The organism is Luedemannella flava (genome assembly GCF_039528515.1).
GTDB lineage: Bacteria > Actinomycetota > Actinomycetes > Mycobacteriales > Micromonosporaceae > Luedemannella > Luedemannella flava.
This window is the reverse complement of the sequence record NZ_BAAALT010000067.1, coordinates 29,278-42,814: the sequence shown is the minus strand read 5'-3', so window position 1 is coordinate 42,814 and position 13,537 is coordinate 29,278. Positions and strand designations below refer to the sequence as shown.

The window sequence follows — 13,537 nt, the reverse complement described above, 5'->3', positions numbered from 1 at the left end:
TCCATGGTCAGTTGAACGGCCGTGACCGGGAGAGGTGTGGCGTCCTTCACACGTACGAAACACATGGTGACGGTCTGGAAACCTATCGGGGACCTTGCGCGAAACAGCGGTACGCGACGCTTCCCGCCATCCGACGTACCGGCATCGCTGCCAGCGTCGGAAGGGAGGATTCTCAATCCAAGGAGGGGCAGCGTGCCTCTGCTCGTCGAAGGACCGACCCTCAACCCGGGTAACACCACCTGGTTGCTGGTGTCGTCCGCACTCGTTCTGCTCATGACGCCGGGGCTGGCCTTTTTCTACGGTGGCCTGAACCGGTCCAAGAGCGTGCTCAACATGATGATGATGAGCTTCTCGTCCATCGGGCTCATCTCCGTGCTGTGGCTCATCTACGGTTTCTCGCTGTCCTTCGGCGTCAACGGCGACAGCGGGTGGAACAAGTTCATCGGCAGCTTCACCCAGTACACGGGTGACAAGACCGATGTGATCTACAGCGAGCTCTGGCTCGGTGACATCACCGGCGTGCCGACGTACGTGTTCATGGCCTTCCAGATGATGTTCGCCATCATCACGGTCGCCCTGATCAGCGGCGCGCTGTCGGACCGGACCAAGTTCGCCGGCTGGCTGGTCTTCGCGACCGGCTGGTTCACGCTGGTCTACGTCCCCGTGGCCCACTGGGTCTGGGGCGGCGGCTTCATCTGGTCGGACTTCCACGCGCTGGACTTCGCCGGTGGTACGGCGGTCCACATCAACGCCGGTGCGGCGGCCCTGGCCGTGGCCCTGGTGCTGGGCAAGCGCGTCGGCTGGCCGAAGGAGAGCTTCAAGCCGCACAACGTGCCGTTCGTGGCGCTCGGCGCCGGCCTGCTGTGGTTCGGCTGGTTCGGCTTCAACGCCGGCTCCGAGCTGGCCGCCGACGGGACCGCGGCGGCCGCGTTCGTCAACACGCAGGTCGCGACCGCCGCCGCCCTGATGGGCTGGATCCTCGTCGAGTGGATCCGCGACGGCAAGCCCACCCTCGTCGGCGCCTCCTCCGGTGCGGTCGCGGGTCTGGTCGCCATCACCCCCGCCTGTGGCTTCATCTCGCCGTTCTACGCGGTGGTCCTCGGTGTCGTCGCCGGTGTGGTCTGCTCGCTGGCCGTCGCCCTGAAGTACAAGTTCGGCTTCGACGACTCGCTCGACGTCGTCGCGGTCCACTTCATCGGTGGCTGGATCGGCTCGCTGTCGCTGGGCTTCTTCGCCAACGACTTCATCAACTCCTGGATCACGGACGAGAAGTTCCTCAACGCGAACAACGGTCTGCTCTACGGCGGCGGCTGGACGCAGCTGTGGAACCAGTTCCGGGCAAGCGGCGTCGTCACGGTCTACTCGTTCGCGATCGCGGCCCTGCTGGCGCTGATCATCAAGGTCACCATCGGGTTCCGCGTCTCGCCTGAGGCCGAGGTCGACGGCATCGACGTGGCCGAGCACGCGGAGAGCGCGTACGACACCACGCCCGGTGGCGGCGGCAGCAGCGCCGGCGCGTTCGCCCTCGCGGGCATCTCTCCCTCCGGGGCTCCGGAGAAATCGGCGGAAGCTCCCGCCGAAAAGGTTGCAGGCTAAGGTCGACGGAGCGTCCTCGAATGGAGGGGTTGAGCATGAAGCTGGTGACCGCGGTCATCAAGCCGCACCAGCTCGATGCGGTCAAGGAGGCTCTGCACGCCATGGGCGTCGCGGGCATGACCGTCAGCGAGGTTCAGGGTTACGGTCGGCAGAAGGGCCACACCGAGGTGTACCGGGGTGCCGAGTACACGGTGGAGTTCCTTCCCAAGATCCGCGTTGAGGTTCTCATCGACGAGATCGACGTGGAGAAGGTCGTTGACGCCGTGGTCAGCGCCTCCCGCACCGGCAAGATCGGTGACGGGAAGGTCTGGGTCGCCCCGGTCGAAGAGGTGATCCGGGTCCGCACCGGCGAGCGCGGCCTCGACGCGCTCTAGTCCTGACCACTTATTGATCATGGATGTGGAGACCCGAACCCCCATGGAGTCCGACCCCAAATCCATGATCGGTCGAACCGGCGTAGGCGCCGCCGCACGCGAGCAGCGTGCGGCGGCGCTCGACGTCTGGCTCTCCGATCTGTTCGAAGCCGCGGCGGGCGACGCCGCGGGCGAGGTGGCCCTCGTCGCGCTCGGGGGCCTGGGCCGGCTGGAGATGGCCCCCTACGCCGACCTCGACCTCGTGCTGATCCACCGCGGGCTGCGCGACATCGGCGCGGTCGCGGAGAAGATCTGGTACCCCATCTGGGACGCCGGACTCACCCTCGACCACTCCGTACGCACCATCGACGAGGCGCTCGGCGTGGCCGCCGAGGACACCAAGGCCGGCCTCGGCCTGCTCGACGCCCGTCACCTCACCGGCTCGGCGGAGCTCACCGCGCAACTGCGCGACCTCACCCTGGCCCAGTGGCGCCAGAAGGCCCGCCACCACCTGCCCATGCTGCGCGAGCTGACCACCCACCGCTGGCGCGTGCAGGGCGAGCTCGCCTTCCTCCTCGACGGTGACATCAAGGAGGCCCGCGGCGGCCTGCGCGACGTCCGCGTCCTGCGCGGCGTCGGGTACGCCCAGGTCGCCGACGCGTGGCGGCCGCCCGTCCGGGCCGCGTACACCCGTCTGCTCGACGTGCGCGACGCGCTGCACCTCGTCGCCGGCCGGCGCCGTGACCGCCTCTTCGCCCAGGACCTCGCCGAGGTCGGCGGCATGCTCGAGCTCCTCGGCGGGGGCGACGCCCTACGCCGCCGGGTCACCGACGACGCCCGCGCGATCGCGTACGCCGTCGACGACGCCCTGCGCGCCGCCGAACGCTGGCTGGCCGTGCAGCGTCGCGGTCCGCGAAGGACAACCCCGACCGTACGGGTGCCCGTGGCGCCCGACGTGGTCGCCCAGGACGGCGAGGTCGTGCTCGCCCGCGCCGCCGTCACCCCGACGGTCGACCCGACCCTGTCGCTGCGCGTGGCCGCCGCGGCCGCCCGCAACGGGCTGCGCATCTCGCCCGGCACGCTCGAATGGCTCGCCCGGCGCTGCCCGCCCCTGCCCCGACCGTGGCCGGCGTCCGCCCGCGCCGCGTTCGCCCAGCTTCTCGGCTCCGGCCCGGCGCTGGTCGAGACCTGGGAGGCGTGCGACCGGTTCGGCCTGGTCAGCACCTGGCTGCCGGAGTGGGCCCGGATCCGCAGCGCCCCCCAGCACAACCCGGTGCACCGGTACACCCTCGACCGGCACCTCATCGAGACCGTCGGCCACGCGGCGCGCTTCGCCCGCGAGGTCGCCCGGCCCGACCTGCTGAGCCTCGGCGCGCTGCTGCACGACATCGGCAAGGGCCTGCCCGGCGACCACTCCGTCGTCGGCGTCGACGTCGCCGTGCGCCTCGCCACCTCCATCGGCATCAGTCGCGAGGACGCGTCGGTCATCGGCACACTGGTCCGGCACCACCTGCTGCTGCCCGAGGTCGCCACCCGGCGTGACCTCGCCGACCCGGAGACCGTCCGGCACGTCGTCGACTGCGTCGGCGACGTGGACACCCTCGAGCTCCTCCACGCGCTCAGCCGCGCCGACGCCGCCGCGACCGGCCCGGCCGCCTGGTCGGCGTGGAAGGAACGCCTCGTCGCCGACCTGGTCCACCGCGTGCGTACGGCCCTGGAGAGCGGCATCGTCGCCGCGCCGCCCTCGCTGGACACCCGCTACGCCGTGTTGGCCACGGGCGCCCTGCCGGCCGTGGAGCTGACGCCCGACCGGGTCGTCGTCGCCGCGTACGACCGGCCCGGCCTGCTCGCCTCCGTCGCCGGCTGCCTCACCCTGCACCGCCTCGACGTCGTCTCCGTGGACGCCTCGACGGTGCCCGTGGACGGCGGCCTCGGCCGGGAGGTGGCGATCGTCGTCTGCCGGGTGCAGCCGCGCGACGCCGCCGGCCCCGACCGCGAACGCCTCGTCGGCGACGTACGCCGCGCCGTCAGCGGCGAACTGCGCGTCGACGAGGCCCTGGCCGCCCGCGCCCGGGCCAGCCGGCTGCGCTCGACGAACCGCGGCGTCGCCCCGCCACCGCCGCGGGTCGTCTGGGCGGTCGACGGCGCCACCGACGCGGCGATCCTCGAACTGCGCGCCGGCGACGACGTCGGCCTGCTGTTCCGGGTCGCCCGCGCGCTGGAGGAGACCGGCGCGGACATCCGCGCGGCGCGCATCTCGACGCTCGGCGCGGACATCGTGGACGCCTTCTACCTCAACGGCGACTGGAGCGACCCCGAGGCCCGGGCCCGCATCGAACGCGCCCTCCTGGCGGCAGCCGCCCCCGGCTGACGCTCCCCGACCTGCCGGCCGTCCGTCGGACGTTCACCCGTCCGCGAGGCGTCCCCACCCCGCCATCTGCTCACCTCTGGTGCACATGTCGCGATCCCGTGAGCGCCGTGTCCGCCGGATGGGCACATCCGGCGGGGCGAGGTGGGCCGGGGCCGCAACATGTGACCTTTTGGCGGGTGTGCGACGCCCTGGGCTCGCCAGTTGTGAGCTTTTGGCGGGAGCGCGACGCCCTGGGCTCGCCAGATGTGAGCTTCTGGCGGGTGCGCGACGCTCTGGGTTCGCCAGTTGTGAGCTTTTGGCGGGTGCGCGACGCTCTGGTTCCGCCAGTTGTGAGCTTTTGGCGGGTGCGCGACGCCCTGGGCTCGCCAGATGTGAGCTTTTGGCGAGGCGGAAGGCCACCCCGCCCACCAGATGTGCGCTTCTGGTGAGCCGGTCGCCTGGAAGTTCGCCAGAAGCGCACATCTGGCGGGCCTTGACGCCCTCAACCCCGCCAACTGTGCGCATGTGTCGTGACTGCAGGCGCCGGGCGACGTCAGATGTGCATATGTGGCGGGCCGGACGGCGGGCACCCGGGGTTTCCGGCCCAGCGTCGTGATCATGAGGCCGCCGGGGGTCGGTGTCCGCCGCCCGTTGGTGCCAAGATTCGGGTTTGGCGTGCGGGAGTGTGGCTGGGCTGCGTTCCGGGCATGGCGTACTCGTAGTGATCTTGATCTTTGGGTAGGGAGTCGGGGGGAAGGGTGTGGGGCGGCTACCCTGTGAGGGGGTCGGCTCCGCCGACCGAGCCGAATCAGACTTGTGGGGATAATCTGCCGTGTTCGACACGCTGAGCGACCGCCTTACCGGGATCTTCGCCAAGCTCAAGGGGAAGGGCCGGCTCACCGACGCCGACATCGACGCCACCGCGCGCGAGATCCGTCTCGCGTTGCTGGAGGCGGACGTCGCGTTGCCCGTGGTCAAGGCGTTCATCGCCCGGCTGAAGGAGCGCGCGCGGGGTGCCGAGGTGCACGGGGCGCTCAACCCCGCGCAGCAGGTCATCAAGATCGTGCACGAGGAGCTGGTCGGCGTCCTCGGTGGGGAGGCGCGGCGGCTGCAGTTCGCCAAGCACCCGCCTACCGTGATCATGCTGGCCGGTCTGCAGGGTTCCGGTAAGACGACCCTCGCGGGCAAGCTGGCCCGTCACCTCAAGGGCCTGGGCCACCAGCCGCTGCTGGTCGCGTGTGACCTGCAGCGCCCCAATGCGGTCAACCAGCTGCAGGTGCTCGGCGGCCGGGCGGGCGTCGAGGTGTACGCGCCGCAGCCCGGCAACGGCGTCGGCGACCCGGTGCAGGTCGCCAAGGACTCGATCGAGCACGCCCGCCGCGCCATGCGCGACATCGTCATCGTCGACACCGCCGGCCGGCTGGGCATCGACACCGAGATGATGCGGCAGGCGGCGGACATCCGCGACGCCGTGCAGCCCGACGAGGTCATCTTCGTCATCGACGCGATGGTCGGTCAGGACGCGGTCGCGACGGCCGAGGCGTTCCGCGACGGCGTGGGCATCACGGGCGTGGTGCTGTCGAAGCTCGACGGCGACGCGCGCGGTGGTGCCGCGCTGTCCGTCCGCGAGGTGACCGGCTCGCCGATCCTCTTCGCGTCCACCGGCGAGAAGCTGGAGGACTTCGACGTCTTCCACCCCGACCGGATGGCCAGCCGGATCCTCGGCATGGGCGACATGCTCACGCTCATCGAGCAGGCCGAGTCGGCGTTCGACGCCGACCAGAAGGAGAAGATGGCCGCCAAGCTCATGGGCGGTCAGACCTTCACGCTGGACGACTTCCTCGACCAGCTCATCGCCGTACGCCGGATGGGTCCCATCAGCAACCTGCTCGGCATGCTGCCGGGCATGGGCCAGATGAAGGACCAGCTCGCGGAGCTCGACGACAAGCACTTCGACAAGGTCACCGCGATCATCCGGTCGATGACCCCGGGCGAGCGCGAGGAGCCGAAGATCATCAACGGCTCGCGCCGGCTGCGCATCGCCAACGGCTCCGGCGTCACCGTTATGGACGTCAACCAGCTGCTCAACCGCTTCGCCGACGCGCAGAAGATGATGAAGCAGATGGGCCCCATGATGGGCCTGCCCGGCCGCCGCAAGGCCACCAAGTCGCCGAAGAACAAGCGCAAGGGCGGCAAGGGCTCCGGCGGCCGTCCCGGCAAGGCGGCCGGCGCGCTGCCGGGCGGGCTGCCGACCGGCGGCATGCCGCAGCTGCCCCCGGGCCTGGACCCGACCGCGCTCGGCGGCAACCAGGGCCTGCCGCCCGGCATGAAGCTGCCTAACCTCGACTTCTCGAAGTTCAAGCGCGACAAGTAGTCAGCTGTGGCTCATCGTGTTGAGGAAGCCGATGAGCGCGGCTCCCCACCACGCCGCCTGCGAGACGGCCGAGATGCTGGCCGCCCGCAGGAAGATCCGCAGCGGCAGTTTCGGGGTCCCGACCGCCTCGGCCGGGGCCCCGACCTCCAGTGCCACGGCGGCTTCCGGATTCACCTGGACCACCGCGTGGCGACCGGTTGACTCGTCCACCGCGTGCCGGCCCCGTGAGGCATGCTGGTCGAGGAACCCACGCAGGTCGCGACCGAGGCGCCGGGCCCGTACCCCGTTAAGACCGACCACCAGGACGAGCACCATCTTGAGCGCGGTGAGCGGGCGGTCGAGGTGGGGGCTGAGGAGCAGGCCGCTGCCGGCGAGCCCGACCAGGCCGATCCAGATCAGCGGGTCGAGGGTGAGCGCGAGCGTAGTAACCCGTTCCAGGGTCGTCCGCCGCAGCAGCCACGCCACGCTGTAGCACTCGACGCACAGCACGGCGCCGAACCCGACGGCAAGGCTGATCAGGTGCGCGAACAGCGCGTACGGCCGCAGCGCCGCGCTCGGCTGCACCACCACCGCGGTCACGATGACGGCGACCCAGGCGCCGACGACGACGCTGGCGTGGCTCACGCGCCACCGCACCGGCACGGGCGCGACGGAGTCCAGTGCTCGTGTCGACATCGGATCACCTCAACGGATAGGCATTCATAAAAATTCTCGGAGTACGCCCGAGGCGGTGGGTAGTCGCGCCCCCTACGCGGCGATGGCGCGAGCGGGTTGTGCAGGGCGGCGCGGCGAAAGGCCCACCTGTGGCAGGTGGAACTTACAGAACTACATGCGTCGATACGCTCGGGAAACCTGGAATGACACCAGAAAACCGCCGGTCGCGGGCGTGCGCGGCACCCCTAGACTGTGGCCCGTGCGAACGATCGAAGCGACCGTGCCGGGCGGCGACACGTGGGCCGTCCGGGTCGCCTGGTTGCCCCGCTGGCGCGCGCTCGCCCGGCGGTTCGGGGGCTGGCGGCGCCGGCGCCGCGAGGATGGCGGTTTCGACGTCAACGGGGCCGACGCGGGCGACCTCGTCAACGCCGTCCCCTCCGGGGGCGGCGGGAGCGGTGGCGGCGGGCTGGGCAGCCTCGGCGACGAGCTCCTCATCATCGCGGTCGTCTTCATCGGGATCATCGCGGCCATCGCGCTGTTCTGGTGGGTGCTGCTGCCGCTCCTGCTGCTCCTCGTGGACATCGTCGTGGTGATCCTGCTCGCCGTGGTGGCGGCCGTGGCGCGGGTGCTGTTCCGCCGGCCGTGGACGGTGGAGGCCAGCCGCGCTGTCGGCGACGTCGAGGAGTACTTCGCGACCGACGTGGTCGGCTGGAAGGCCGCCCTGCGCACCCGTGACGAGATCGCCGACAAGCTCCGCGCCGGCTATCCGCCGCCGATCGTCGGCACGCTCGGCCGTCGCCCCGCCTGAGCCCGTGCCGATGTGGGTCGCCTTCGGCGACGCGGTCGTGCGCGCCGAGAAGATCACTCGGGACCAGTTCTCGCCCGAACACCGCAACCAGGTCATGCGGCTCGGCGCGGACGGCGACGCGCTGCTCTTCCCCGACCCGCGCTGGCGGTCGGTGTTCCTCGGCGCCGGCGAGGAGAAGGCGGCCCACCTGGTCCGCGACCACGACGCGCGGGTCTTCGTCGTCGAGCTGATCGACGAACGTTCCTACCTCAACGGCCGCCTGGCCGACGGCGTGTACTTCGCGACCCTGCGGCACGCGGGCGCCGAACGCGGCGCCGTCCCGGGCCGCCGCTTCACCGGCCTGATCAAGGCCCGCGAGTACGTCCACGGCTACGAGTGGTCCCGCTTCCAGTGGCGCCCCGACCGGCGCCGCTTCGTCGACCACCTGCTGACCGCGTACCTGCGCACCTGGTTCACCGGCCGGTACCAGGAGTACCGCGTCCGGTTCGGCGACGTCCACGAGCGCAACGTGCTCTTCGAGGTGCGGCCGTTGGCGGCGCGCGGCGTGCTGGTCCCCGCCCGCGACGCGAGCGGCGCATGGCGGCTGGTCAAGGTGGGCGTGCGCCCGGTGGATGTCCGGTGAGCCGCGGCCCGACCCGGGCATCCGCGACGGTCGGCGGCCAGTATCCTTCGTGATCTATGTGGGGGACCTTTAGCGCGCGTACGCGCTGGATTGTGGTGGGAACGGCGTCGGCCGTTGTGGCGGCGGTGGCGGTGTGGCTGCTCTGGCCGGCGGCGGAGGAACCCCGGCCGCGGGAGTACGCCGATGTGACGGCCTGCCTGCTGACCGACCAACGTGGACTGTCCGACAGTGAGGCGGCCGCCACGTGGGCCGGCATGCAGGAGGCCTCGCTGGCCACCAAGGGGCAGGTGCGCTACCTGCAGGTCGCTGGCGCACAGACCGTCGATAACGCTGCGACGTTCGTGGGCACGCTGATGCTCAACCGCTGCGCCGTCATCGTGGGCGTCGGCCCGTTGCCGAGGGAAGCCATCGCGCAGACGGCGCCCAACCACCCGGACCAACGCTTCATGGTGGTGGGTGAGGGGTCGGGCGGTGCGAATGTGTCCACAGTGTCCGCTGTGCCGGCCAATGACCTTCGCGGGCTGATCTCCAACGCTATCGAATTTTTTCTGACCGCCGGTAACTGAAAGTAACGCGGTACTCATATAAGTTCCTTGATCTTTGATCTTCCGCGACGCCACAATCGCAGGACTGTTCTGGTGGCGCAACGGGGGTAGCGCACTATGCGCCGGTTCACGAGTCGTGCTGCGGTCGTCCTGACCATGCTGCTTGCCATCGAGATCGGCGTGCCGCTGGGCGGACTGCCGACGGCAACCGGACGGTCCACGTCTTCGACCGGGCCGACCGCGAGTACGAGACAAGGCTGCCGGCGTACACGCCGCCGGGCTCCTCGACCCCGATCACGCCGGTCACCTCGGTGACGTACGACGTCCTCGGCCAGCCCGAGACGATGACGGACGCGGCCGGCAAGGTCACCACCCTGGTGTACGACCAGTTCGGCCGGGTGGCGAAGGCCACCGCGCCCGACGGCGGTGTCACTAAGACCGTGTACGACATGCTGGGCAACCCGCTGTCGGTCACCGACCCGACCGGCGCGGTGACCACCTCCACGTACGACTTCATGGGCCGTACGAAGACGTCGACGAACGTGGTCCGGCAGACGAGCGCCAGCCACACGACCACCAACGAGTACGACACGGCCGGCCGGCTGCGGCAGGTCACCTCGCCCGGCAACGTCACCACCACGTACACCTACAACGCCGCCGGCGAGGCGCTCACGGTGACCGACGGCGCGTCGAAGATCACCAAGATGACGTACGACGGCCTCGGCCGGGTCGTCAAGGTGGAGCAGCCCGACCTCACGTACGTCACGAGCACCTACGACATGCTGAGCCGGCAACTGTCCGCGTCGTCGTACTCGACGGCCGGCACGCTGCTGTCGACCGAGTCCAAGACTTACGACGCCATGGGCAATCTGCTCACGGCCACGGACGAGCGCGGCACGACGGCCACGTTCACCTACGACCCGACCGGCATGCCGCTCACCCAGGTGCAGCCGATCAACGCGACCGACTCGATCACCACCTCGTTCGGGTACGACCTGGTGGGCAACCGCACCCAGTTCGTCGACGGACGCGACAACGCGTTCTGGACCACGTACAACGTGTGGAACCTGCCGGAGTCGCAGATCGAGCCCGCCACGGCGGCCTACCCCAACGCGGCCGACCGCACGTACACCACCGCGTACAACGTGCGCGGGCGGGCCGCGTCCCTGACCCAGCCCGGGGGCGTGACCCAGACGTTCGGGTACGACGACATGGGCCGGTTGACCTCGCACACGGGGGCGGGCGCGGAGGCCACGACGGCGGCCCGCACGTTCGGCTACGACCTGTCCGGCCGGATGACGTCGTTCGCCGTGCCGGGCGCCAGCAACACCATCACGTACGACGACCGTGACCTGCCCCTGACCATCACCGGGCCGTCGGGCAACTCGTCGTTCGGGTACAACAGCGACGGGTCCATGACGACGCGCACGGACGCGGCCGGCACAACCAACTACACGTACGACTCGGCGGGGCGGATCGCGACCCTGAAGAACACCGCCGCCGGCGTGGACATCGGCTACTCCTACAACGACATGTCGGCGATCTCGAAGCTGACCTACGGCACGACAGGCAACACCCGCACGTTCACCTACGACGACATGCACCGGCTGACCGGCGACGAACTCAAGACGTCGGGCGGCACGTCGATCGCGAAGATCGCCTACGGCTGGGACGCGAACGGCAACGAGACGTCCAAGACCACGACGAACTTCAACGGTACGACCACGGCCAACACGTACACGTACGACCTCGCCGGCCGGCTGACCACCTGGAACAACGGCACGACGACGACGGAGTACACGTACGACAAGGCCGGCAACCGCACGCGTAACGGTTCGCGGTTCTTCACCTACGACGCACGGAACCGGCTTACCAGCGACGGCGTGAAGACATACGCCTACACGCCGCGCGGCTCGCTGGCGACCACCACGACCGGCACGGTCGTCACGGCGACCGCGGCGGACGCGTTCGACCAGGTGATCTCGCAGGGCCATGACACCGGGACGCAGACGTACAGCTACGACGCGTTGAACCGGGCGATCCGGTCCGGCTTCTCGTACACCGGGCTGGGCAACGACCTGGCCGGCGACGGCACCGCGACGTACGTCCGTGACCCGTCCGCCGATGTGGTCGGCGAGGTGGTGGGCGGTAGCCAGCGGTTGGCGTGGACCGACCTGCACGACGACATCGTCGGCCAGTTCACCGCCACGGGTACGACGCTGGCGGGCTCGACCACGTATGACCCGCTCGGCACGGTGCTGGCGAGCACCACGATGATCGGCAACCTCGGGTACCAGTCGGAGTGGACCGACGCGTTCACCAAGCGGGTCAACATGCTGGCCCGCTGGTACAACACGGACACGGGCCAGTTCGACTCCCGCGACACGGCATCGAACAGCCCGATCCCGGCCTCGGTCGACGCGAACCGTTACCAGTACGGCAACGCCAACCCGCTGACGGTCACGGACCCGAGCGGTCACGGTTTCTGGAGCGCGATCAAGAGCGTGGGCAGCGCGGTCGTGAACACGGCGGCGGCCGTCAAGAACGTGGTGTCCACGGTCGCGAACAGCAACCCGGTCACGTCGTGGATCTACAACCGTGCGGCGCAGTACACGTACAGCTGGACCGAAAAGGGCATGGGGTTGCTCAGCTCCGGGCTCAACAAGATGGGGTTCAAGGGCGCGGCCAAGTCCGTCGACAAGGGCCGCAAGAAGGTCGCGGCCGCGGCGAACCATCACAAGAAGAAGGCGGACACCGCCAAGAAAAGGGTCGATCAGAGCGTCAATACGATCAAGGCAGCAGCCAAACGCGCCAAGGACAAGACGCTCAAGAACATAGGCGACGGCCTCAAGAAGACCGGAAAGTGGATCAAGGAACACAAGAAGGCGATCGTCGAAATCGCCGTCGGCGTTGTCGTGATGGCGGGCTGTACGGCGCTGACCGCGGGTGCTGGCGCGATCGCGTGTGCCGCACTGGCGGGAGCGGCCTCAAGCCTTGCCGGTCAAGGCGTCGCCTGCGCTGAGGGCAAGGAGCCGGGCGCCTGTTCGGTGGGTTCGTTCGTCAAGGCCGGCTTGGTCGGTGGCATCAGTGGTGCCGTTGGTGGTGCGGTCGGTGGCCCGCTGGGTGGCAAGCTAGCGCAGACATTCCTGAGCAAGGGCAGTAGTGCGCTCACCCGTGGCCTGTTCGGCGCAGCCAACGGAGCCATCACCGGTGGCGCGAGTGGCGCGGCCTCGGGCGCGGCGGCCTCCGCCGTCGACTACGGCATGTCATGCGGCAAGAACTGCTCCTGGAAGGGTCTCGGCGGCGCTGCTCTCTCGGGAGCTCGGGATGGCGGCATCGCCGGTATGGTCGGCGGCGCTGGTGCCGGCTTCAAGGCGGCTAGGGGCAAGACGTGCCACAGCTTCGACCCCGCCACGCCCGTTGTCATGGCCGACGGCACCACCAAGCCGATTAAGGACGTGTGGGTCGGTGACAAGGTCAAGGCCACTGATCCGGCAACGGGAAAGACTGTGGCCAAGCCGGTTACGCAGCTCCATCTCAATCATGACCGAGACTTGGCGAACGTCACGGTAAAGGACAAGAAGACCGGCAAGGAAACGGTGCTGCACACCACGTGGCACCACCCGTTCTGGAACGTGGACAGCAAGAAGTGGACCGACGCGGCCGACCTCAAGCCGGGCACCCATCTGCGTGACGATCACGGCAAGGCGACCCAGATCGTCACCGCCATCAAGGTCTGGACCGGCCTCCAATGGATGCGCGACCTCACCGTCGCCGACATTCACACGTACTATGTACTCGCAGGTCATACGCCTGTACTCGTCCACAATAACAACTTTGCCTGTCAGAGTGTCGATAATCAGGTCCCCTACGATTCCACCGACCTGAGCTCAGCCGCACTGGACCATCGAATCGCTAACCAAGTCCCTGATGACAGGAACATCGGGGTTTTCGATTACAGTGTTGATGATGTTCGTCAACCTTTGAAACCGATCGTGAGCAACGGGCAGAACCTGCATTCCGAAAAGCAGTTCAAGGACATCGTTGAGGACCTTCAGAATCTAGGGAAGAAGGTCACGGTACATCGGGTATATTCGGAGCAAAACTTCTGTGACCCCTGTGGTGGAATGGTCGACAAGAGGTGGTCGGATGCCGACCATAGCTGGAGCTTTACGGCGGATAAAGCCGTCGCTGGGCGCATAAAGGGTGTTCTGAGCCGGATATTCGGGGGCTGA

At 69.0% G+C, this 13,537-nt stretch carries 9 protein-coding genes; 8 read left to right on the top strand and 1 reads right to left on the bottom strand.

Annotated elements, in window-relative coordinates:
* Positions 1 to 192 precede the first annotated feature (192 nt).
* The 4 genes from ABD211_RS13520 (at position 193) to ffh (ending at position 6,673) form a co-directional block, all read left to right on the top strand.
* Positions 193 to 1,596, top strand: coding sequence for an ammonium transporter (locus ABD211_RS13520; protein ID WP_344130285.1), 1,404 nt, complete (start codon positions 193 to 195; stop codon positions 1,594 to 1,596).
* A gap of 35 nt (positions 1,597 to 1,631) precedes the next feature.
* A complete protein-coding gene (locus ABD211_RS13515; RefSeq protein WP_344130282.1) occupies positions 1,632 to 1,970 on the top strand; it encodes a P-II family nitrogen regulator in 339 nt (112 codons plus the stop codon).
* Between the two features lie 64 nt (positions 1,971 to 2,034).
* Positions 2,035 to 4,320 carry a [protein-PII] uridylyltransferase gene (locus tag ABD211_RS13510; protein ID WP_344130279.1) on the top strand — a complete coding sequence of 762 codons (2,286 nt, stop codon included), beginning with the start codon at positions 2,035 to 2,037 and terminating at the stop codon, positions 4,318 to 4,320.
* A gap of 811 nt (positions 4,321 to 5,131) precedes the next feature.
* Entirely contained in the window at positions 5,132 to 6,673 is a 1,542-nt protein-coding gene (ffh, locus tag ABD211_RS13505; protein ID WP_344130276.1) for a signal recognition particle protein, read from the top strand.
* On the opposite strand, the gene ABD211_RS13500 is transcribed toward ffh, so the two are convergent.
* Complete coding sequence (locus tag ABD211_RS13500) at positions 6,674 to 7,348, bottom strand: hypothetical protein (RefSeq protein WP_344130273.1); 675 nt, start codon at positions 7,346 to 7,348, stop codon at positions 6,674 to 6,676.
* Between the two features lie 238 nt (positions 7,349 to 7,586).
* Here ABD211_RS13500 and ABD211_RS13495 point away from each other — a divergent pair, with 238 nt between their 5' ends.
* The 4 genes from ABD211_RS13495 (at position 7,587) to ABD211_RS13480 (ending at position 13,537) form a co-directional block, all read left to right on the top strand.
* The gene (locus ABD211_RS13495) at positions 7,587 to 8,135 is read left to right on the top strand and encodes a hypothetical protein (RefSeq protein ID WP_344130269.1); all 549 of its coding nucleotides are present in this window, start codon (positions 7,587 to 7,589) and stop codon (positions 8,133 to 8,135) included.
* A 4-nt stretch (positions 8,136 to 8,139) separates the two neighbouring features.
* Complete coding sequence (locus ABD211_RS13490) at positions 8,140 to 8,757, top strand: hypothetical protein (protein ID WP_344130267.1); 618 nt, start codon at positions 8,140 to 8,142, stop codon at positions 8,755 to 8,757.
* A 92-nt stretch (positions 8,758 to 8,849) separates the two neighbouring features.
* Positions 8,850 to 9,323, top strand: coding sequence for a type 1 periplasmic-binding domain-containing protein (locus ABD211_RS13485; RefSeq protein WP_344130265.1), 474 nt, complete (start codon positions 8,850 to 8,852; stop codon positions 9,321 to 9,323).
* 290 nt (positions 9,324 to 9,613) lie between these two features.
* The gene (locus ABD211_RS13480) at positions 9,614 to 13,537 is read left to right on the top strand and encodes a polymorphic toxin-type HINT domain-containing protein (RefSeq protein ID WP_344130262.1); all 3,924 of its coding nucleotides are present in this window, start codon (positions 9,614 to 9,616) and stop codon (positions 13,535 to 13,537) included.